The 23,737-nt window shown below is 67.3% G+C and carries 10 protein-coding genes (1 of these 10 running past the window's edge); 2 read left to right on the top strand and 8 right to left on the bottom strand.

Annotated elements, in window-relative coordinates; all coding sequences use genetic code 11:
• Positions 1 to 12,178, bottom strand: partial view of an Ig-like domain-containing protein gene (locus FMP39_RS14880; protein WP_141590609.1) — the 5' portion only. The gene continues 18,884 nt to the left of window position 1, outside the view; only the first 12,178 of its 31,062 coding nucleotides appear in the window; it begins with the start codon at positions 12,176 to 12,178; the stop codon falls past the left edge of the window.
• A 75-nt stretch (positions 12,179 to 12,253) separates the two neighbouring features.
• Entirely contained in the window at positions 12,254 to 13,060 is an 807-nt protein-coding gene (locus FMP39_RS14885) for a peptidyl-prolyl cis-trans isomerase (RefSeq protein ID WP_194858406.1), read from the bottom strand.
• Between the two features lie 282 nt (positions 13,061 to 13,342).
• Between FMP39_RS14885 and FMP39_RS14890 the strand changes: the two genes are divergently transcribed.
• Complete coding sequence (locus FMP39_RS14890) at positions 13,343 to 14,326, top strand: peptidylprolyl isomerase (protein WP_228558005.1); 984 nt, start codon at positions 13,343 to 13,345, stop codon at positions 14,324 to 14,326.
• 44 nt (positions 14,327 to 14,370) lie between these two features.
• On the opposite strand, the gene FMP39_RS14895 is transcribed toward FMP39_RS14890, so the two are convergent.
• A complete protein-coding gene (locus FMP39_RS14895; RefSeq protein ID WP_141590615.1) occupies positions 14,371 to 15,444 on the bottom strand; it encodes a lipid A deacylase LpxR family protein in 1,074 nt (357 codons plus the stop codon).
• A gap of 25 nt (positions 15,445 to 15,469) precedes the next feature.
• A complete protein-coding gene (gene sppA / locus FMP39_RS14900) occupies positions 15,470 to 17,287 on the bottom strand; it encodes a signal peptide peptidase SppA (protein WP_141590617.1) in 1,818 nt (605 codons plus the stop codon).
• Between the two features lie 78 nt (positions 17,288 to 17,365).
• Here sppA and FMP39_RS14905 point away from each other — a divergent pair, with 78 nt between their 5' ends.
• Positions 17,366 to 17,689: a hypothetical protein gene (locus tag FMP39_RS14905; protein ID WP_020478128.1), complete on the top strand. Its 324-nt coding sequence runs from the start codon at positions 17,366 to 17,368 to the stop codon at positions 17,687 to 17,689.
• A gap of 19 nt (positions 17,690 to 17,708) precedes the next feature.
• Here FMP39_RS14905 and rtcA read toward each other — a convergent pair whose 3' ends face one another.
• The 4 genes from rtcA to FMP39_RS14925 all read right to left on the bottom strand — a co-directional run bounded on the left by rtcA (position 17,709) and on the right by FMP39_RS14925 (position 23,713).
• Positions 17,709 to 18,791: an RNA 3'-terminal phosphate cyclase gene (rtcA, locus tag FMP39_RS14910; RefSeq protein WP_141590619.1), complete on the bottom strand. Its 1,083-nt coding sequence runs from the start codon at positions 18,789 to 18,791 to the stop codon at positions 17,709 to 17,711.
• 153 nt (positions 18,792 to 18,944) lie between these two features.
• Positions 18,945 to 20,882, bottom strand: a complete 1,938-nt coding sequence (locus FMP39_RS14915) for a CocE/NonD family hydrolase (RefSeq protein WP_141590621.1) — start codon at positions 20,880 to 20,882, stop codon at positions 18,945 to 18,947.
• A 70-nt stretch (positions 20,883 to 20,952) separates the two neighbouring features.
• Positions 20,953 to 22,386 (bottom strand): sigma-54 dependent transcriptional regulator, encoded by a 1,434-nt coding sequence (locus tag FMP39_RS14920; protein WP_141590623.1) that lies wholly within the window; start codon positions 22,384 to 22,386, stop codon positions 20,953 to 20,955.
• Positions 22,376 to 23,713, bottom strand: coding sequence for a PAS domain-containing sensor histidine kinase (locus tag FMP39_RS14925; RefSeq protein ID WP_141590625.1), 1,338 nt, complete (start codon positions 23,711 to 23,713; stop codon positions 22,376 to 22,378). The genes FMP39_RS14920 and FMP39_RS14925 overlap by 11 nt, the downstream gene beginning before the upstream one ends.
• Between the last annotated feature and the right edge of the window lie 24 nt (positions 23,714 to 23,737).

Consider the following 23,737-nt stretch of genomic DNA (forward strand, 5'->3'; position numbering starts at 1 on the left):
CCGAGAAGCCGTGCCCCTCGATGATGACCCGCGTGCCGCCCGACGTGGGGCCCCGCGCGGGCGCCAGGCTCGTGAGCATGAGCTCGCGTGTGTAGAGGAATGCGCCCGGTAGCACCGTCGAATGACCCGCCGTGCTCTTCAGTTCCAGGGTCGCAGCCCCCTCTGCGCCGCGCGGTGTGCGCAACGAAATCTCCGTTCCATCCTCGGAAATATCGGGGTTGTCCGCCGGGCGCCCATTGAAGGCCACCGTGAGGTCCTGAGTGAACCCGCTGCCCTCGATCTTCATCTCCGTGCCACCGCCGACAGGTCCCTCCCGGACCGAGAGGCGGGTGATGGTCATCTGGACTGCGTCACGTGCCCCTGCCGTCGTGAATTCAAGAACATAAGTGCCCGGCATCACCGCACCACTGCCGGCATCTTCTCCGGTGGCCTCACGGACGCCTTGAATGGTCAGGCGATAGCGCGTGTTCAACCCCAGCTCGTTGCTGCTGGGCATCACCGTCAGCGTATTGCCGGAGACGCCCACGGCTCCCGTGACGTCTAGCCCCTCGGAAGAACCGTTGAGCTCAGACAGGCGAACCGAGCTGTCACCTTCGTCCCTCAAAGAGATGGGGACATTGAAGGTGAGTCGCACGGACTCAGTCGGCCGGACATGCTCCTCGCCATTTCGAGGGCTGCTGGCGACAACCACCGGGAACGGTAGTCTCACCACGGCCAGTCCGTCCTGCGCGGCCCCCTGGCGGGTCGCCGAAATGGTCGCGACCGCGACGTCTCCATCGATGTCCACGTCGGAGAGGTTCGTCGCGGGGTACAGGTCGAGCGCGTCGATGCTCTGCGGCGCCGCCATGTTGGAGGCCTCCACGAGCTGAAGCGATGCGGGACTGCCCACGGGACTGATGGGCGAGGTGATGGCGGCCATCACGTGCGGCTGCACCGCACCGCCGACGAAGAGGCCCGAGCGCATGAGCGATGGCACCACCGCCTGCACATAGGGCCGGGACGACGGCACGAGCGAGACGGTACGCAACGACCGTGACGCAGAAAGTGCCTGAGGCCCACGAATGTCCATCTCCCCAAAGCTTCCGGACAACTCTCCCACGACCGAGAACGACGAAGTGGCGAGGTCGACGATCAGCGTGCTCGCCAGCGTGCCCCGCGTTGCATGAAGCAGCGCATGGCTCCCGGAAGCCGCGACCTTCTCCACGGCCACGGGGCCGGAGACTCCCGCCATCAGGAAGTTCTGCTTCGCACCAAGCAGCAACGGGCGATCCGGGTTCGCGATGGACAGCACCTGCAAACCCCCGCTACCCGCCGCGATGAGCGCCAGATCACCGACCAAGGCAATTGCCCGCGCCGTTCCGGGGAAGGTCACCTCACCGACGTACGTGGGAGAGCTCTTGTTGCTCAGGTCGAAGACGAACAGCGCGCCCTCTCCTTCTCCAGCGACGTCCACATGCTCGAAGGACGCCCCATTGGCCACGACGAATGCGCGCGAACCACGCACCGCCAGAGCCACAGGAGCGAAAGGAAGCCGGATGGACGCACCGCCCATGACCCAGGCGTTCTCGGGCGACGTGACATCCACGGCCCCCAGAGCGCCCGGAGCGCTCTTGGAGTAGAGCTCGGTGAGACTCTTCGCCGCAGTGTAGACCCGCGCCCCCGACAGCACCCACGCCGTCTTGTCCTGGAGCGCAACAGCCAGCGGGGTTCCTTGCGCCAATACGCCAGTCGGCTGGCTCTCGCCGTGAGACTGGGGATCGTGACGGCCAACACGCCTGGAAACTGCAAGTCGGCTGTAGAGGAAGGCCCCTGCCGAGAACGCGCGCTGACCGTCCGGATTGGTCACCACCACATCCGCGGGGCCGAAGGAGCCCTCGGGCGTAACCGCGACCAGCCGCCCAGGCGCAACGACCCTGACTTCCGTCGCTTCGGTTCCATTGAAGGTGACCGTCGCGCCCCGGTGGAAGCCCGCGCCTGATACCTCGACCTGCGTTCCGCCCGTCACTGGGCCCGAAGCGGGGGCCACCAGCGACACCTGCAGCATCGGCAGATAGACGAAGCCGCCCACGAGTGACGCTTCGCCACCATCCGGATTGAGGACCGTCACCACCGCATGCCCTTCGACACCAGGAGGCGTGATGACGGTGATCTGCTTGTGGTCCTGCGACACTGTGACCACTCGCGCTTCGGTGCCCGCGAAGTACACCCGGGCGCCCTGCGCGAAATGGTCGCCGCGAATCGTCACTTCCGTACCGCCGTCTAGCGGACCTGCGGCTGGAGACAGACTCGACACGACAGGGAGTTCGTTGACCGTGGCTCGCGTCCTGAAGCTCGCGATGTACGGCGCCTCCAACGGGACTCCGCTGAGGTTCTTGACCTCTTCCGTCACCGTGACGAAGTACTGAGCCGACACGGTCAGGGGCTTCCGCGGCGTCAGGGTCACCGTCCTCGCGGTCACCTCGATTTCCGCATCAATCAACCGCCCCAGCGTGGCGTCGCCTTCACGGAGCATCACGGACTGCTCCGTCACGAATGCAGGGGCCAGGGGCGTGGAGAACTCGATGGCCACCGGCGCCTCCACGCCAACCTGGGACGCACCGTCCTGCGGCTGCATGCCGGTGACAACGAGACGGAATGGCGCGAAGGCCGCCCCTCTTGCCGCACCGTAGGTGGCCACGGGGATGCCCGAGGTGATCGCCACACTGCTGGCGCGCGGCAGGTTGGCCTTGAGGGGAGGGCTCTCAAGCGTGCCATTCGGCTGCAGCGCGGACACCGACATCAGTCCCTTCACCGGCTGGCCCTTGCGATCCACCAGGGAGGCCGCTACCACCGCCAGGTTCCCACTCACGGCGACGTCAGACAGCCCTGTCGCGACGAGGGACTGGCGCTCCGAACGGTGAGTCAGAAGTGACTGAATCAGCGGTGCGCTGGGATTCGAGAGATCGACAATCGCCAGGGTCGCCGATGGGTCCTTGCACGCGACGTATGCCCGAGCCCCCTGCGCCACCACGCGAACGGCCTCTCCAGGCAGCCCGATGAAGCCCGCTTCCTTGAAGCTGGGGTCCTGCAGGTGATGCACTCGCAGCCCCGAGGGCCCACCCGCCACGAGCAACAAGTCGCCGTGCACCGCGACGTCCATCGCAGGGCCAACGGTGCTCCTCGAATTCAGCCGTACCGGCGAGTCAGGATCCGTGATGTCGACCACGGCGACGCCGTTCGCGCCGTTGGCCACGAACGCGAGTTGCCCGGACACGGCCAGGCCATGGATGTTCTCGCCAGGAAGATCGACCGAGCCCAGCCGCCGGGCGAGCACCTCCGGTACTCCGGTCATATCAATCAGCGTCAGCTGCGGCGGATGCTGTCCCGTCGATGTCGTTCCCGAACGTCCGGTCGCCACCACCGCGATGTTCCCCTTCAGCGCCGCGGCTCTCGGAGGACCATCCACCATGGCCAACCCCAACGTCGTCGCGGTCCCCTCACCTACCTGGACCAGGGCCACCTGGTGGCCCCCGTCACGAATCGAGCCGAGCAACAGGCGCTGGTCAGGGCCTGCCCTCAGGAAAGACTGTTCGCCCTGCTGATTGAACGCATCGAAGAAGAAGTTCGGACGCATGCCGATCTCCACTTCCTCGCTGCTGGACACGCCCCGGTTGCCAGTCGGATCCACCGCGGCTGCGCGGAACTCCAACATGTCGCCAACACGGTGGTCGGTGGGGATCGGCCACTCCACGCTGTACAGTGGCCTGTTCGCGGGCCCAACGACCGACTCCGTCGTCGAGTCGATGACGCTGCCATTCAGCAGGAACTCCACTCGGGCGACCCGGGCGTTGTCCGAGGCCCCCGCAGACAGCGTGACGGAAGTCCCCTCCGTTACCACGTCGTGGCCGGGCGGTTCGACGAGCTCGACTTCGGGCGGGACGGTGTCCCTCACGGTGCCCAACAGCACCGGCTCGGATTGCGTTTCCTGGTCCGCGGAGTCGACGGCGACCGCCGTCAGGACCAGCGTTCGATTGCCGCTCCCCAGCTCGGGATGGAACGTTGCGGCGAAGTGGGTGGGCTTGCCGGAGATTCCGGCTGGTGCCGTCGAGGTGGCCACATTCCGCCCGTCCACGAAGAAGTGGACGGCCTTCACTGGTCCCTCGATGTCTCGGGCATCCGCCTCCAGGCGCACGGAGGCGCTCTCGAAGATTGCACTGCCCGCCGGTGGCGAGGTGACGGTCACCGTGGGGGGCTGATCCTTCTGGACAGTCGCTGAGACCGGGCTGCTGCAGCCCTCCTGCCCCGCCACGTCGACGGCACACGCGCGGAACACCAGCGTCGGAAGTGGCGCGTTCCCGGTAATGCGCTCGGGCGTATAGATGAACTCGAACGGAAGCTGGTTTCGCCGGCCGATCTCCACCTCGGTCTCGCCAGGGCGCGTCATGAAGAACCTCACGCTGGCGACCGCGATATCGTCCGAAGCTGTTGCGACCAGCGCCGTGGGACGACCGGATACCATCTGAGCAATCGGCTTGAGCTCGACCTCTGGGAGGTCGTCCTTCACCACCCCCACCGTCACCGTGGCGCTCTTCGTTTTGCCGGACGTATCCGTCGCGATCGCCTTGAACTCAAGCTCGGTATCCACCCGCTCCGGCGGGACGCGATACGAGAAGGCAAAGGGTGGAGCGGGCATGGTGACGTGCGGCATGCCATCCACTTCGAAATCCACACGCACGACCCCGACGTTGTCGTCCGCATGGGCCTCGACACGAAGGACCTGGCCGGCCGTCATCTCCGAGTTGTCGGCGGGCCGGAGGAATGACACTTCAGGAGGCGTCGTATCCGCCTGGACAGCCACCTGGACGACTGGCGCGCGGGCCTCCTTTCCCGTCGAATCTCGCGCAGTGGCGCGAAGCGTCAGCGTCCGCTCCGCTGAGCCAGGAGGAAGTGGAACGCGGAAGCGGAATGGCGCGGCTGTGGCAGCGAAATGAAGCGGCCCGCTGAGCCCCCCTTCCACGCTGGCCTCGACTGACACAATCTCCTCATCGTCCTGGGCGGCCACCACGAAGGCGAAGTCCCTGCCCTCGGTGAGCGTGACGCCTGTTTGCGGCTCAGCGATGGCAACAGTCGGCGGCTGATCCTCGACCACCGGGAGGCGCACCACCTGGCTCCGGACTTCGTGGTCGAACGAGTCCCGAGCCACCGCCTGGAGCTCAACGGCTTCGACACCCTCCGGAACAGGAACCATGAACACGTAGGGCGGTGCCCGCAGCACCAGATCCAGCATCACGCCATTGACCCGCAGCGCGACGCTGGTGACCGCCACATCGTCCTCGGCGGAGACCGTCACCGGGATGGTGCTGTGCTCCACGACCGGACTGCCATCCACCGGCGAGAGCAGCGACACCGCAGGCGCACGATCTCGGACGACATCGACCAACTGGAGTGCGAGCTCGTTCTCATTGTCTTTACCGGCGGAGTCCCTAACGCGAACCGCGATCAGGTACGGAGCGGAGTCCCCCGCCCCCAGTTCGTTCAACCGAGGCACGGTGAACTCAGCACGTACCACCGGGCTGGAGTATGAGTAGCCGTCTCTCTCGCCTCCCGAGTCGGTGGAGAAACCACCGGCGCTCCGGATGACCCGAAGCTGACCCAACGTGGGACCCACGAGGATTTCGAGCTCCTCGATGAAGACGTTGTCGACGCCGACCGCCTCGACGATGACCGCGCTTCCCTCCACCAGGTCCTGTCCGAGCGAAGGCCGGAGAATGATGGCGGAGGGATGCACCTGATCTGGAACGACCTGGGCGACTTGCTCCGTCCAGGTGTCATGGCCTTCCAGATCCGTGGCCACCGCCCTGATGGTGATCTCGGTGCGCTCACGCGTGGGATCCAATGTCACGAATCCCGGGGGAATCAGGATGCTGCCCCGGAACTCCTTGACCCGTGACAGGTCCGCCTGGAAGGACGGCGGCAAATGCTTGATGGCGTCCCTGAGCGCCGGGTCATGAGCCTGGGGCAAGCTGTTCGGCGTCCCATCTGCTGCCCCCGCGCTGATGGCCCTCGCTTCGTTACGGGATACGATCAGCGCGAGTCGACCGTTGACGAAATACTCGACCTTGGCCACGCCCGTGTCATCGGCGGCCACCGACGACAGCACCATGCCGATGCTCCCCTCGGTCAGGGTCGCGCCGGGGGTGGGACTCGCAATGGCCAGCGCTGGCGCCTGCGGCTTCTGCCCCTCGACAACCAACCTCAGCGACTGCTGAGCGCCAAGAGTGTCGGTCACCGTGACATGCAGCACCGACGGTGCTCCGTTGGCTTCGACCGGTGGCGTGAGCTTGACGGTGAGGCTGAATTCCCTTGGGACCTGAGGGAGGTCCTCGGAAATCAGCTCCATCCCTGCGTACTCCACCTGCATGTGCGTCAGCCCGACGTCATCCTTCGCGCGCACCACCACCGAATGCTGTACGCCCTGAAGCAGCCGGACGTAGCCACTGCGCAGCTCCGTGGCGGAGACGAAGTGCTGACCACTTCCCGGGAGGTCATACCAGAGCCGATCCAGGGCGACCTGGGGCGCGCTGTCGTCATGAACCTCCAGGTAGACCGGCTGCGACACGGACGCATTGCCTGCCGGGTCCACGGCAACGGCCGTGAGCGTGACGGGGGGGCCTGACGTCGGAGCCGGAATGGAGAGTGGGAAGTCGACTTCCGAGGATACCCGGCCCTCTCGCGTTCCTCTCAGGACGCCATCCACCAGCAACTCGACCCGTTGGACCGCCACCTCGTCACGGGTCTGGACACGAACCGTGAAAGGCATGCCGGCCACCACGGAATCTTCTGAGGTGGGCTGGGTGATTCGGACCGTGGGCGCCTGGGTGTCAGGCAGTGCGGCGACATTCTGACTTTGGAGTGTCAGCGCGCCTGCAAGGTCACGAACCGCGGCCGTGAGCTCCAGCGGGCTGGGGTACCAGGCCGAGGGCAGGCGGTAGTCGGTTCTTGCAACGGTCGGCCGGCCAGGCGGCACGGTCATCGTCCACGGCTGCACCGTCAGCCGTTCACCCGCCGCGGTCGCCCGGACCTGGACGAATTGGCTTTCGTAGTGCACGCCCACGTCCGAAATCGCCGAGGCCGTATTCGTTCCCGCCTGCGGAAGGAACGACACCCGGACATCCTCCACGAGGATGCCAGAGGGGAAGGTCAGGTTCGCCTGGTGCGGTGCCTCGTTCAAGTCCACCCGGCGCACGCCTCCAGGGTGCCTGGCCAGGAAGGATTGAACGTTGGGGCTCGTCTCCATCCCGGGAGTCACGGTGAACCGGTAGTGGACCTCGGCCTGGAGACCAGGGGCTGCGTCGGGATCCACGCTCAGGATGAGCCGCTGGGGATCTCCCTCCACGGTGCCCTTTACCGGTGCGCTGACCTCCAGCGCGGTGGGGCCCGCATCAACCGCGAACGACTGGTCCTGACCGAACGCCAGGCGAATGGCCGAGCCGTAGGCGACGCCCGTCGCGCCAGGGGTTGGCAGCAGGAACTGGCCATCGCTGCTGAAGTTCGCGGGTGGGCGCGTCGTCGCAAGCAGCCATGCCGCACCAATGCCCGTGTCCTCCTCGACATCCACCTGGACGGCCTGCACCGCCTCCTCGATCAGCCCGCCCCCACTCGAGGGTTGCACCCAACGAACCACCGCCGGTACGTCCGCCACCAGCTCGCACGTCACGCTGGCATGGGTGGTACGGCCCGCGGCATCGGTTGCATGGGCCTTGGCGGTGTAGCTGCGGGAACCAAATGTACCCAGCGCAGGCAAGGTCAGCTGCCAGCTCCGGGTGGCGGACGGCCCAGGAGCGAAGGGCTCCACCTCGAGCGGCTTGTCGTCGACTTCCGCGACAAGCGTCTGGAGGGTCCCATCATCCGTCACATCAAGCTGGAGCCTGACCTGAGAGCCAGCCACGCAGGACTTGTCGGATGGCGTCCCGTGGAACTTCAGCGAAACGCGGGGTGGCTCCGTGTCTTGCGCCTGAACGATGTCGAGCTCCAGGTCCGACGTCGGCGTAGCATTGCCCGCTGGGTCGAAAGCCCTCGCCCGGAGCGTGTAGCGGCCCTGTTCAATCCCCTGGAGCTTGAGCGTGCCCTCGAAACTCGAGAAGAAGCGCCGGCTGGTGATGATTTCCCCTGGGGCCAGGGGATTGGGGACACGGGTTTCCTCATATCGGCTGTCCTTGGCGGAGAGGATGGCGTCCGCGTTGGGAATGGGCACCGCCGTCCCCGCTTGCGTCACCAGTTCCACGTCGACCCGAGCCACTCGGACGTCGTCCTCTACGGCGACACGCATCCCGAGCGCGCCGTTGACTCGGACTGAAAGAGGGCCGCCCGTGCTCGGCGGCGCGGGCGCCAGCAACTGAGCAGTGGGCGCCTCGGTATCCGGGCGAATCGTGAGGTGGACTTCGGCCTTGCCCGTCTGCCCTCCCGTGTCCCGGGCCTCCACACCCACTGAGGGAGGCGCACCCTTGCTGATGATGGGAGCCCACACGGTGAAGAATTGCTGGGCACTGAGTGGTATCACCGGCCCTGTCTCGGGCAGCGTGCCCTGCCGTTGGCCACCGGAGAGCCCCACCATGCCGACGATGCCGTCGTCGTCTCCGAGGGTGGCGACGATTCGCACGTCTTCACCCTCCTTGTAGGGGGTACCCGCCGCGGGTGACGTCAGCGTCACCACGGGAGGCAGATCCTCGACCACGGCCACGTCGAGCTCCCGCTCCGCGACAAGTCCGGATGAGTCCGTCGCCACGGCACGAAGCCGCAACTTCTGGCCTGCAGGCGTTGCAACGGCGGGGATCGACCAGCTGAACACCTGGAACAAGCCGTCCGTGTCCGCCTGAGTCAGAGCCCCCAGGCTCTCGGGCGCGAACAACTCCACCTTCGCGATTCTCACGTCGTCGGAGGCGGCGACATCCACCTGAAGCGGCCGTCCCGTGAACACGGGCGCACCGGGGAGCGGTGCGCGGAACGTCACCATGGGCTTGCGGGTGTCCTCCACAACCGTGAGGAACTTCTCAGCGGTCGTCACGCGGTCGGGGACACGGTCACGCGCACGCGCCTCCATCCGCACGATGCCGGGAGTGCTCTTTGCGTCGAACGAGAAGCGGTACGGCGCGACGTTGTCGGTGCCCAGCGACAGACCGTCGACCAACAGCTCCACCGACGTCACCCCCACGTCATCCGAGGCGAGCAACTCCACGTGGACCATGGTGCCCGCAGTGGCCTTGGTGGGGGTGGTGAGCGCGAACGACACGCTCGGAGGCTCATCATCCTTGGTGTGGAGCTCCACCGGTGGCGAAACGCCGACATTGTTCGACGTGTCATACGCCTTGGCCACCAAGGTGAGCTGGGTCGCGCCCTGCATCTGCGCTTCCGTGAGCACCGTGTGGGTCACGAACGATCCACGCACACTTCCGTTCGTTCCAGGTGCGTTGTCCGTGAAGATGACGTTGCCGTTCAGGAGGATTTCCACCTTGGACACGGCGACGTCATCCAGGCCCGCCACGGTGGCCAGCACGTCACTCGTCCTGGGGACGGAAGTCCCATCCTTCGGAACGACGAAGGACACGGCCGGAGGCTTGGTGTCCGGAACAGCGAAGATCTTCACCTCGGTCCGAGTTGTGTTCCCAGCGGCATCTCGCGCTTCGGCGATCAGCGTCACCTCCGTCGATTCAACCACCGGGGGCAACGTGTAGAACGCTTCGAATGGCGCGACGGAGGCCCTGCCGAAGACGGTGTCCCCCGCCATCCAACGAACCTCGACGGGGTCCTCGGTGTCATCCACCACGAGCGCAGTCAGGCGGACCCGACTGCCCCCCACCAACGTGGTGGACGCCAAAGGGCTCAGAATGGAGATTTGCGGCGGCGCATTCGCCTTGGCCGTGACGGTAAAGAGCCGGGAGACGATTTGGCCCGCGCTGTCCGTTGCCGTCAGCTCGAGCCGACGAGCACGCCCCACGTCCGCGGTGGTCGGCGTCCAGGCCAGACTGAAGCGCTCGCTCCCCAAGGGGGACCCTCCGGCCCCGCCGCGTGTGATTCGCACAGCATCCACCGTGGTTCCATCCACGGTGAGTGACAGCTGGGTACCGAAGGCCAGCGCATCGTCGCTCACGGTGCCCGTCACCCGGAACGGCGCCCCCGCGACGGCGTCGACGGTGGCGCTACGAGGCTGATCCACATTCAGCAGCGGCGGCGCGTCGGCGACAACGCGCACCAGCAGCGTGTCGGATCGAACCAGGGCGCCGCCTCGATCCAGTGCCTCCACTCGAAAGGCCAGGCTCGTCCCTGCCGTCCCATTCCGCGGCGTGAAGGTGAGCTCCCAGAGAGGGACCGGGATGACGTCCCCGCTCGTGGGGTGCTTACGAACCTCGACGCGAGGGAGGTCCACCGAGCCCGCGAAGACGTCGTCGACGTAATACCGAACGAGCTGGAAATCTTCCGTCGACAGTCCCCCACCCGCCCACGAACCGCTGGTGACGCGCAGAACCTGAGGCAGGCCCTGGACCAGCAGTGCGCCAGGCGCGGGCAACTCGATGACGACGGGCTGGGTGCTGGGCGCGGGAACTCCGGCCACACGCACCTTCACCGCGGCGGCCTCGGCACGCTGACCACTGCTATCGACAACGGCCGCGGACAGGGTCAGCGTCGCACCGCCATAGGGGGGCGCCTGGATGCGCATCGAATACGGCGCTTCGGTATCCCGCCCCGCCGGCGCGCCGTTGATCAGGAACTCGACGTACGACACGGCAATGTCGTCCGTCGCGGTCGCATGGAAGTCGAAGGAGGTGCCCGCCGTCACCGTGGAGGGGGCCGCCACGCGAACCGTGGGCTTACCGTCGCGCACGGTCACATCGAGGAACGTATTGAAGGCATCATGCACCGCGCGAATCCGCGCGACGCCAGGGCGCAGCCCGGTCACCTTGCCATCCCGTCCTACCGCGGCCACATCGGGCGATTCGGAGCTCCACGTCGTACCGAGCACCCCGGCCGTGAGGTCGACACGACGCTCGCCCGAAGGCGCCGCCGCATCCGACAGGATTCCCTCCAGACGCAACGCCAGCGTCCCGCCGACGCGTTCCACCCTGGGCTGAAGCGGAAGCATCTGGATGCCGATAAGGCTTGCGTCCGAGTCAACCACGACCTCGGCAGTCTTGCTCACGCCCGCGAAGGTCGCGGTCAGCACGGCCGTTCCGTCATGCCTCGCCTGTACGAGCCCCTCTGGCGAGACGACGAAAACGGAGGAATCGGAGGACTCGTACGTGACGCCCTGGAACGAGCCACTGAGATTCACGTCGCCCGCGAGCGAGAAATGCCCCGTCACCTGCACCTGGGCGGAGGAGCCGTACCCGCCAGAGAGCAGCAATGGATCCGGGCTGATCGTGACGTCCACGAGCGGATCGAACGCGCGCCCGCTGGTGAACTCGACGGCAGAGGTGTTCACCACCCGTCCGTAGGGGTCATGCAGGGCGACATCGACCACGACCACGCCGTCCGCCGGGACCTGGGCTCCATCGAGCAAAGGCACGATGAAGTCGACCTGGCTCGAGGTCTGCTCGCTGGGGCGCGCCACCAGTCGGCGTACGCTGGAGAAGGCCACGGACTCCGCGTCACTGAGGCTGCCTTGGACCCGTCGCAGCGCCTCGACAGAGGCGCCCACGAGCGTCAGCTCCGCATGGGCCACCGGCCCTTGGGCGCGGACGCTCACCATGAGGTGCGTCAGCTCCTGGCTGGCGTTGACCCGGACAGCGCCCGCGGGAAAGACAGGCGCTTCCTGGGTCAGGTCGTACCGGGCAATCAGGGGCGTGGCGGTGCTCTCTTCCGCTGGCTCGGCTTTGATCTCCAGGATTGCGTCCGCGGGGAGCTCTTGGCGCAGTGGCACACGAACGTGGAACGGGACTGCGCCCGCGAGGTCCTGATTGACCACCACGTCTCGCACGTCCACCAGCGTGCCAGCCGACGGAGATGTCGCCTTCACGGCGACCCGAAGCTGACGGACATCCCCCTCGACGGACATGCCCAGGTCGACGGCGGTCGCTCCCGGTCGAAAGGGGGTCAGCGGAAACACCGTGGCCACGCGCGACTGCGCATGGGCGTTTCCCGCGCCAACAAGTCCGGCCACCAGCGCGACGAGCGCCAGGCCCCGCTTCAGGTTATCCAGGAGCACAGCTCCCCCTCGAATCCGACGAAGACCACGCGCGGTCAGTCTCGGCCGCGCCTCACGCCCACCACGACGAATACGTCAGTGCTGCGCCACCGTATCGGTGCCCGCTGACGCCGCTGCCCGAGCCCCCCCGGACGGGAGCTCGACTGAGGCCTCTTTCCGCAGTCGCGCCAATACCTGCTCGAAGACACGCCGCTGGAGCATGGGTGCCATCTGCCCCAGCACGACCTCCCGAACCTCCTCGAACGGGGGCACCCTCGCGGCCTGGCGCTCCAGCAGCACGAGGATGACAGCCCCAGCGGGATCCTCGATGACGGCAGTTGCCTCGCCCGGCTTCTTCAGCGCCAGCGCCGCCTTCTCCAGGGCCGCACCGCCAAACTCGCCTCGGGCTAGCAGCCCCAGCTCTCCGCCACGAGTCCGCTCTGGCCCATCCCCTGCTTCCGCGACCTTTGCGATGGATTCACCACCAGCGACGATGCGTCGGCGCAGGCCCTCCGCGCGCTGAAGGGCTTGCCCCCATGCAGAGCGGGGGCTTCCAGGCGGAACGGACACGAGGATGCGGGCGATCCGCAGGCGCTCGGGCTGGGCGAAGCGCTCCACGTTGCCCTGATAGTAGGCCCGAGCCTCCTGGTCCGTCGGCGCAGCGGCCGCCTTCTCCTCCCGGGCCAACAGCGCCTGGATGGTCAGCCGCTCTTCCAACTCCCGAACCTGACGGCGGATCTCAGGGTCCTGGGTGAGCCCGAGCCGCTCGGCCTCAAGTGCCAGCAACCGCTTATCGACCATCGAGCGGATGAACTCCTCCCGCCCTGTGCCCTGCTCGAAACGCACCCGCAACCCCGGCGGGAGCCGCTGACTTTCGCGAAGGACCTCTTCCTGGGTCACCACCCCGCCTTTGAAGCGGGCAACAACGTTCGCCGAGAGCCCAGCGGGCGCAGGCGCAGCCCGTTCGCACGCCGATATACCGAGCAGGCTGCAGAAAGAGATCCACTTCAACAGCCCCATCGCGCGCTTCATCGTGCTTGCATTCTCGCTATTCCGTCCGACGGCAGAATTACTCTATATGTGAGAAAGATCGCAAGGCAGTTGTCCGACGTCGGACATGTGACATTCAATTGCACCAATCCCGGATCAGTGTCCGTGGATGCAGACTTCAAGGTGGAGTGCTCGATGGTCAGGCAGCTTCGGTGGGTGGGAACGGCCTCACTGGCCGTATCTTTGACACTGGGTGCGGGTGGATGCGAACGCAGCAAGACGGGAAGTCCTTCCAAAGAAGAAGGACCCGTGGTGGCCATCGTGGGTGAGGGGCGCATCACGAAGCAGGAGTTCGAAGCCAAGCTCGCCGAGCAACCGTCCTTCGTGCGTTCCCGCTATTCCTCCCAGGAAAAGAAAAAGGAATTCCTGGACAATCTTGTCCGGTTTGAATTGCTGGTTCAGGAGGCCAGGCGCCGCGGGCTGGACTCGAATCCGGAAGTCCGCGCCATGCTTGAAAAAGTCATGGTTCAGCAACTCGTGAAGACGCACACGGAATCCGCGGGAGGCGCGGCTGTGGGCGACGAGGAAGCTCGCGCCTACTTCGATGCAAATGTTTCCGAGTTCGTGAAGCCTCCCAGAGTGCGAGTCAATCAATTGCTGCTGAAGGCTCCCCGTGGAAGTCCGGAGAGGGCCAAGGCATTGGCCCAGGCCGCTCGGCTTTCCGCCGAGATTCAGCGCAGTGAGAATGTGAAGCAGGCATTCGATACGGCCGTGCGCGCTCACTCTCAGGACACCATGACGCAAGCGCACGGCGGCGACCTGGGATTCCTGACCCGCGATGAAATGGTGGCCGCGGGGGGCGAATCCCTTGCAGAGTCGGCATTCGCGCTGAAGGCAATTGGTCAGCTCTCGGCGCCCATCGAAACGGACACAGGAGTCCATCTGCTCCTGTTGCAGGCTCGTCAGGTGGGGCTCAACCAGACTTTTGATCAGGTCAAGTCACGCATCGTTCAGCGAATGGAGTCCGAACGTCGTGCGAAAGCACTCGATGATCTGGTCCAATCATTGAAGGACAAGATCCAGGTGGAGGTGAAGGAAGACGTCCTGGCCCAGGTCAATCCGGAGACCCTGACCACCACACCACTTCCCCAAAAGGAACCTGGCGCTCGCGCCCCCTGACCTGAGACAGGTCAGACTACTCGTCTGAGTTGTCCCCCCTGGATTCAGTGCAGATACGAGAGCTGAATCTGGGTGAACCGGTGACCTGACAGGAGCGGATTGGGCGGGTCGGCCAGTTCCTGGGAGCGGAAGACCATGCCCAGGCCGAACTGGAACCCGCCCGTCCGGAAGGCCGCGCCGAACTCGCTGTCCCCGACGATGGGCGCCTTCCGGACGCTGATGCTCGGCCGAAAGAGCGTACCGTCCAGGAACAGGTTCCTCGCCACCACCCTCACCTGCCCCCGGGCGTACAGGTAGGCCTCCCAGGCGCGTTCATCTCGAATAGCCATCAGCTCCGAGGACGCCTCCCCCGGAGCCCGCTGAGCCTCCAGTTCCTTGACCACGGACGGCATGATGGGCGCCAGGCCATACGGCCGGGCCAGATAGCCCACACGGATCGTTCCTCCCAGGCTCGCGTTCACGAAGACCGTGCCCAGCATCGCCCCGGCGGACCACGTCACGTCCACCACGGGGCTCCAGAGCAGCGGCTGTTCGCGGAGCGCGGAGAAGTGGAACGCGGGCTCGGTAGGCAACTGCTTCTCCCAACCCACCGGAATCCTTGCCACCGTGCGCCCAAAGATGTCGTTCAGCGTCCGGTGGACCCAGCGCTGCGTCTTCGCCGCCCCGGAGGCCGGGCCCGTGACGCCCACCGTGGCCTGGAGCGTCAGCCTCGACGAATCCGCGGGCGCCCTCCCCGCATAGATGTGCTGAAAGAAGATGCCTCCGTGCAGCCAGCCCCCGTAGGGCCGGTCGTTCGGGTCCGGGAACACGTCCTGCTCCGGCAGCGGAACGATGCGGCTGGGCGTGTACATGTTCTGCGCCAGCGAGCCGCCACAGAGGTACCGGTGCTGCACGCTGTCCGGAAGCCGCAACGTCCGCGCGATGGAACGGCACCCGTCGTACTCCCCGAAGTGCTCGATGCGGACGCCGTTCGTGTAGAGCCGGTCGCTCTTGGCGAGCACGTCATTCTCGAAGTGGAGGCTCGTGACGAACGGCAGCTTCTCCTCCACCTTCGCGGCGGAAGAAGCCTCCGCCTGGGCCAGACAGGATGCGGTCAGCAACGCGAGTGCCTTCAGCATCCCTCCAGTCTACCGTTCGCGCCCGTCAGCCCCCGAATGGCCACTGGTCATCAGGAAACACTCTACCCACCGCGTCGGCCACCCCGAAGCGCGCGGCATCTTCAAACGCCTCTGTGCCGCCCAACCCATTCAGGCTCAAGGCCGTGGGGCACAGCGCATACGTCTGCGCATGGGACGCCCCCATCAACAGCTTCAGCAGGTTCACCCGCTGCTTGGGCGCACCATAGGTCATGATTTCAAACCGCTCCGCCGCCGGCACCTTCGCCAGCGAGAGCGCGTGGCGACAGGCCTCCTCGAAGCCCGCGACCTGGTCCACCAGCCCTACGGCCTTGCCTCGCACGCCCGAGTACACGCGGCCTTCCGCCAACTGGTGGATCTCCTCCTTCGTCCGCCCCCGCCCCTTCGCGACGATGTCGAGGAAGGCCTGGTACATCTCCTCCACCTCGGCCTCCAGCGTGGCCTCCTCCTGCGGCGTGAAGCCACGCGAGAACGAGAGCATGGCCGCGTTCTGCCCCCGGGCCAGCACCGTCTTGTGCACCCCGAGCTTCTCCATCAGCCCGGACATGTCGAACTTGCCCGCGAAGACACCAATCGAGCCCACCATGGCGTGCGGCGCGGACCAGATCTCCTTCGCGCCCACCGCCACCATGTACCCCGCGCTGGCGCACACCCGGTCCATGTACGCGATGACGGGTTTCTTCCGCGCCACGCGTTGCACGGCCTCCAGCATCTGCTCCGACGCCAGCGGCGTCCCGCCCGGACTGCTGATGTAGACGACCACCGCCTTCGACCGCTTGTCCCGCCCCGCGGCACGCAGCGCCTTCACCACCGTCTCCGAGGTCGCCATCTTCCCGCTGGCCCCCCTGCCCGGGATGATGATTCCAGACACGGGCACCACCGCGACGCGCGGGTTCCGCTGCAGCCGCTTCCAACGGACCGGCGGGAACGGAATCGTGGAGAGATAGGTCTCCATCGGCTCCAGCTCCGTCTCCTCCTCCCCGTCCCCCGGCTTCGCCAGCCCGAGGTGCGCGGGCAGGTTCGCCTCGCTCACCAGTGCGTCCGCGAGCCCCGCGTCCACCGCCCGGCGAGCACTGAAGGGCCCCTGGTCAATCAGCGCCCGGACCTCCTCCGGCGTCTTGCTCCGCCCCCGGGCCACCACGTCCACCAGGTCCGCGTAGCGCTCATCCAGGAACGACTCCACCGTCCGCGTCTGGATGTCCGACACGACGGGCCGGGTGAAGAGCTCCGGCGCCGTCTTGTAATCCCCGCGCCGGATGAATTGCGGCCGGATGCCCACGCGCGACAGGCCCACGCCCAGGGCGGTGGATTCGGCGGCGTAGCCCACCAGCTCCACGCGGCCCATGGGGGGCAGGAGCACCTCGTCCGCCGAGCACAGGAGGGCATATCCCTCGTTGTCCACGTGGACCGCCCAGCCCACCACCCGCTTGCCCTGGGCTCGGAAGGCCATCAACACCGCCACCAGCGCATCCCGCTTCGCCGCGGGCACGGCCAGGTCCTCCACCTCCAGGAGGATGCCCTTCACCCGGCCGTCCTTCGCCAGGAGCTCCAACGACTCGCGGAGGCGCTCCACGGACGTGACATCCGACGGCTCGGGGCGGCTTCCCCCTAACTGCAACCGGCGCCGGCGCCGCTCGCGGTACGGCGGATCCCCTGTCAGCCGGAAGCGGACGTAGGCGGGCCGGTGGCTGGCGGCCATCATCCGGAAGGGCGCGCCCAGCAGGGAGACCAGAAGGAGGTACAGGTTGGCGAGGACGATGAAGGGCAGGCGCAGCATGGCGTCCGGGATGGAAATGTGGGTCCCCGGCCCGTAATGGACGCTCACTCAGCGTGCAAGCCCTGTTCAGTCCATCCGTTGGGTCGTGATAGCCTCCCCCGCCATATGCGATACCTCGTTCCCCGGATGTTCCTCGTCCTCGCGCTCAGCTCGGGTGGTGCCGCGCTGGCCCAGCCTCGCAAGCAGGTCCAGGATTTCCAGGCCCCCCGCGAGATGACCGCCGAGGAGCGTGAGGCCGCCAAGCAGCGCGCCATGGGCAACAACCTCAACTCCTACGGCAAGGACGTCCAGCTCAAGCAGAAGCCGATTCCGTGGATGGCCATCGGCCTCGCGGGGCTCGTGTTCGTGGTCGCCGTGCCTTTCGGCATCCGCGCCTACCGGAACACGTCCAAGGACATCGCCGGGCAGAACACCTTCGGCGCCAACCGCGGCGACGACGAAGTGGCCTGAGCCGGTTCCGGCCCGGACTTCACGCGGGCCGGACCTCCACGGAACCTCCCGCCTCCACCGTGACGCGCACGGGCAGGAAGCGCTCCACGACACGGGCGTGGGTGGTGAGGTGGTCGGTGATTCGCGCCGCCGTGAAGCGCGTGGTGCCCGGTGATGCCGGCCCCAGGCGCCCGGCGGCCAGCAGCGCGGCGGGCAGGAGAATCTGATCGGCGAGGTGCTCATCGAGCGCCCCACCCGTCTCCATGAACCGCGCCAGGGCCTCTCCGCCCTCGCGGCCCACGTCCTCGGCGGGGCGGCCCCGCTCTCCCAGCGCGGTGAAGCCCGCGATGGTGTGCTCGAACTGGGCCAGGACGAAAGTGACGGTCCCCACCGAGCGCGTCACCGCCAGCGGGCGGTTGTCCGCCTCCGCAAGGATGCCGCGCTCACGCAGCGCTCCCACGGCGGCCCTGGATTGACGCTCGGCGATGGTGAACGGCAGCCCGCCGGTGAAGGACGACACGCGGACCTCGCGCAACATGCCTCGCGCGGGCAGCTCCACCAGCCGGGGCGGCTCCTGCGGCGGCCCCACCTCCGCGACAATCTCCCCCGCGCCCTCCGGGTAGAAGCCGGCGTGCACCAGGGACAGTAACACCGGCAGGCCATACGCATGCGCCACCGGCTGCCAGACGGTGGCCACGTAGTGGAAGCTGGGGCTGTGCGGCAGGTGCGTGCCGCCTCGCAAGGTCAGCCGTCCTCCGCCGGCCAGGGCCAGCGGATAGACGAGGCACTGGAAGAGCAACGGCGTGCTGCCCGCGGTGCCCACCTCCAGCAGGTAGTCGCCGGCGCGCACGGGGGCCGGGGTGAAGGAGAGCTCGGAGGCGCCGACGGTGGCGCCCTCGGAAGAAGCGGCGCCGCCACACAGGGCCTCGGCGCCGCGGACGCAGGCCAGGTGCTGGGGACGCAGACCGGGCGGATCACGTCGCTCGCGCAGGCGCGTGATGTGGAACGGGCGGCCGGTGATGAGCGACAGCGACAGCGCGGAGCGGAGAATCTGGCCGCCCCCTTCGCCCTCACTCCCATCCAGCCGCACCAGCCCGGTGTCGGGCCCCTGGGTGCCGGTCATGTCCCTCCCGTTTCAGGTGCCACCGCGTGAATGAAAGCCCAGGGTAACAGGAACGCAAGGCCGGCACCCCCACGAGAACACCCTTCCCTTCGCCGCTGCACAGAAGCAGCCCTGATGGCGGCGAACGGAGGGCTCCGCGTGGGGGTCCTCGCGCTACTCGTCCAACGAGGGCAGCACGCCCACCTTGATGAAGCTGGGGTTCGCCGTGGAGTGGTAGACGCGGTGGAAGGCGCGCGTGAAGTGCTCCTCCTTCGCCTCGAAGATGTTGGGCACGTAGGTCTGCGGGTTGCGGTCGATGAACGGGAACCAGCTCGACTGGACCTGGATCATCACGCGGTGCCCACGTTGGAAGGTGTGGAACACGTCGTTGATGACGAAGCGCACCTTCGTCACCTCGTTGGGCTTGAAGGGCTTGGGCTCGCTGTAGCTGTCGCGGAACCGGCCACGGAAGGGCTCGCCGCGCACCAGCGTCTGCTGATGGCCCCGGTTCTTGTTTCCCTTCTCTTCATCGCCCTTGCGCCACCCGCGCACCTTGCCTGGGTTGACGTCCACCAGCTTTACCACCCAGTCCGCGTCGGTGCCCGTCGTGGAAACCCACAACTCCGCCTCCAGCGGTCCCGCCAGCGTGAGGTCGCGCTCCAGCGGCTCCGTCTCGAACACCAGCACGTCCGGCCGGCGCGCGGCGAAGCGCTGGTCCTCCGTCATGTAGTCCTTGCTCCAGCCCGTCATCATCTCCTGCGTGTACGGCACGGGCTTGGCCGGGTCGCTCACGTACTCGGCGAAGGACGCGCCCGTCGTCTTCGGCGCCGTCGTGGCCAGGCCACCCTTGGGCTGGAAGTACAGCCGCGTCTCGCGCAGCCCCTTGGGCGGCCACGTGTCGAAGCGGCGCCAGCGGTTGGCGCCCGTCTCGAACACCATGGCCTCCGGCACGTCCGGCTTCGCGCCGCCTTTGAGGTGGTGCTTGAAGAAGTCCAGCGCCAGCGTCTGGTAGGCCTCGCTGGTGGCGAAGCCGAAGTCCGCGTCGCCCAGGGACTCGCCTCCGCCGCGCTGCCAGCCGCCGTGCGGCCACGGGCCCATGATGAGGCTGTTGGAGATGCCGGGGTTCTGCTTCTCGATGGCGGCATAGGTCCGCAGGGGACCGTAGAGGTCCTCGGTGTCGTACCAGCCGCCCACCGTGAGCACGGCCGCCTTGATGTTCTTCAGGTGTGGGAGCAGGTTCCGCGCCTGCCAGAAGCTGTCGTAGTTGGGATGCGAGGTGACGTCCTTCCAGAAGGCGACGTCCCCCTTGAGGTGCTTCGCGTCCGCATTGCCCAGGGGGCCCAGGTCCAGGAAGAACTGGTAGCCGTCCGGCGTGCCGTGCTCGAAGCGCTGCCACTCCTCGTTGTCCGTGGGATGGGGCCGGGGCTTGCCGAACGTGGAGAAGAAGTTGAACGCCAGCGCCAGGTTGAAGGCGCCGTGGCGGTGCATGTCATCCCAGAACCAGTCGGCGATGGGGGCCTGCGGCGACACCGCCTTGAGCGCCGGGTGCGAATCAATGGCACCCGCCGACGCGTAGAAGCCGGGGTACGAAATCCCCCACTGGCCCACGCGGCCGTTGTTGTTCGCCACGCGCTTCACCAGCCACTCAATGGTGTCGTACGTGTCCGTGCTCTCGTCGAAGTCCTTGGGCCCGGCCTTCTTCGGCTTGTGGGGGCGGACGTTGACGAACTCGCCTTCGGACATGTTGCGGCCGCGCACGTCCTGGAAGGCGAAGATGAAGCCGTCCTTCTCGAACGCCTCCGTGGGGGCCAGCGCGGGGGGATACCGGTCCACGCCATAGGGCGCGACGCTGTACGGCGTGCGCACCAGGATGATGGGATAGCGCTTCCCCGGTGACGCGTCCGCGGGGACGTAGACGGAGGTGAACAGGCGCGTCCCGTCCCGCATGGGAATGCGGTACTCGAACTTGGTGTACTTCGAGCGGACGCGTTCGGTGCGCTCGGGAGAGATGCTGTAGGGGCGCTTCGGGGCTGGCGGGGTGGACTGCGCCTGCGCCGGGCCTGCGACGGTGGCCAGCAGGACAGCCGCGAGGCATCGGGTCACGGGATGCATGCACGCTCCTGGAACGATGACGCTGGAAGGCCGGCCCGCAACACCGCGAGCGGCCCGCTTGTTCCCAGAATCAGCTCCGCTCTTCCCCGCCGTCGTCCAGCCCGTACTTGCGCAGCTTGTCATGCAGGGTGGCCCGGCCAATGCCCAGTCGCCGCGCCGCTTCACTGCGGTTTCCGCCCGCCATGCGCAGCGCGTCCAGGACCAGGCCGCGCTCGTACGCCTCCACGCGCTCCTTGAGCCCCGCGCCGGGAGCCTCGTCCTGCGGCCCTGGACGGACCGGGTCCGATGACGCCCCCGGGAAACCACTATCCGCTCCTGCCGGCTCGGCGGAAGGCAACGGGCCCAGGTCCAGCCGCCCCTCGCTGGACAGCGCGACCAGGCTCTCCAGCGTGTTCTCCAGCTCGCGCACGTTCCCTGGCCACGGCAAGGCACGGAGCTGCTCGAAGAAGCCGTCGGGGATTTTCAGCGGGCCGGTGTGGAACCGGTCGATGAAGCGGTCCAGGAACACCCGCGCCAACACGGGGATGTCCTCGGGGCGCTCGCGCAGCGGCGGCACCCGGAGCTGGACGACGTTGAGCCGGTAGTAGAGGTCCTCGCGGAACGCACCCTCCAGGGCCAGGCGGCGCAAGTCCCTGTGGGTGGCGGCGATGATGCGCACGTCCACCGTCACTGGCCGGTCCTCCCCCACCGGGCGCACCTCGCCCTCCTGAAGCACGCGAAGGAGCCGGGCCTGGAGCGTGGGCGCCAGCTCGCCCACCTCGTCCAGCAGCAGCGTGCCGCCATCCGCCTCACGGAAGAGCCCTGGCCGCGCGCGGTGGGCTCCGGTGAAGGCGCCCCGGGCATGGCCGAACAGCTCGGCCTCCGCCAGCTCCTCGGTGAGTGCCGCGCAGTTGAAGCGCAAGAAGGGCCGGTTCGCGCGCGGCGAGGCCCGGACGAGCGCGTCCGCCACCCGCTCCTTGCCCGTGCCGCTCTCGCCGGTGATGAGCACCGTCACATCCCGTGAGCCCGCCCGTTGCACGAGCTGCGCGAGCCGCGCCATGGGCTCCGAGACGAACACCAACGAGCGGGACAGGTTCAGCTCACCTGAAAGCCGTGCGTTCTCCTCGCGGAGCCGTACCGACTCCAGCGCGCGGGAGACGACCGCCAGCAGCTCATCCACCTCGAAGGGCTTGCGGAAGTAGTCGTAGGCCCCCGCCTTCATTGCCTCCACCGCGAAGCGCTCGGAGCCATGCGCGGTGATGACGATGACACGAGGCGCTCGGGAGAACAGACTCAGCCGGCGCACCAGCTCCATGCCATCCATCCGGGGCATGCGCAGGTCGGAGATGGCCAGCTCGTAGGGCCTGGACGACAGCTTCTCCAGCGCGTCCTCGCCATCCACGGCTTCATCCACCTCGACGCCGGAGAGGCTCTTGAGCATCTCCCTCAGCGTGAAGCGAACGCCCGCGTCGTCATCCACCACCAGGACGCGCGTGGTGCCCCCCTCCTTGGCCTCATCCCACATTCGCGACTCCGTGCAGTGGCCGCAGGATCTCCGCTGGCAGCTCTCGCGGGAGCGTCAACGCCGCCTCGCATCCGCCTCCTACCGCATTCGCCAGCGTGACGTCTCCGCCGTGCTGTCTCGCCAGGGCACGCGCCACCGTCAGGCCCAACCCGGAGCCCCTGGCCTTGGTCGTCACGCCCGCGTCGAACACACGGGGCTCGAGCTCGGAGGCCAGTCCAGGCCCTGAGTCGCGCACGAAGACGCGGGCCTCGCCCACGGGCAGCGCGCGGACCTCCACGGTGACACGCCCGCCCGTGGGACAGGCCTCGATGGCGTTGTGCAGCAGGTTCATCAACACCTGTTTCACCTTGCGCGAGTCACACACCGCCTCCACGCCCTCCGTGCCCTTGCGCTCCAGCCGCACGCCGTGTCCCGCCGCCAGTCCTTCGTGCAGCACCAGGGCTTCATCGCACAACGCGCCCAGGTCCACGGGGCTCACCGTCAAGGGCACCAGCGGCCGAGTGAAGTTGAGGAACTCCTCCAGGATGCCCTGCATCCGCACCACCTCGCCCGACAGCACCTGCAGGCGTTCGGCGGGCTGGGCGCGACCTGCTTCGCGCGCCATGAGCTGGGTGAGGCCCTTCACGGTGGCCAGCGGGTTCTTCAGCTCGTGGGCAATCTCTCCGGACATGGCCTCCAGGGCGCCCGCATACGAGCGATGCGTGGCCAGCAGTTCGTCGCGGCTGGCGAGCGCTTCGCTCAGCATGTTGTCGAAGGTCGTCCGGATGGCGCCGCCCGCCGCGCTGCACACGCAGAGCATGATGGCGGTGACGAGGGCGCCCGCGACGAGCAGGACGGACGACGGCGCGCCGAGGAACCACAGGGGCAGCCCCTGAACCAGCCCGGAAATCTGGACGAAGGAGACGGCCATCAGCGTGGACAACTGCGCCATCAACAGCCGCGAGCGCTCCCGGGGCGTCGCCGCGAGGCTCGACAAGAAGCCCAGGGGCAGCGCGGCGGGCAGCACGGGGCTGGCGATGCCGCCTGTCCCCACGATGATGCTCGTCAGGATGATCTGCCCCATCCACAGATTGAGCGGCACGCTGCGCGCGTCAACGCCGTCGCGCTGAAAGCGGCGGAACTCATGGAAGAAGTAGGTAAAGGCGCCCACCCCCACCACGCTCATGAACACGCATCGCCAGCGCGCGCCGTCGATGACGGCGACACACACGGCGGACAGCAGCAGCAGCAGCGACAGGAACAGGCGGACGCGAACGAGCCGGCCGAAGAGGCGCCCGAAGTGCTTGAGCTGGATGTCCTCGAAGTAGCGCTGGGTCCGCGAGTCCATGGGGTCTCTCCCGCTCACGCCTCC

The organism is Myxococcus sp. AB056, assembly GCF_006547365.1.
Taxonomy (GTDB): Bacteria; Myxococcota; Myxococcia; order Myxococcales; family Myxococcaceae; genus Myxococcus; species Myxococcus virescens.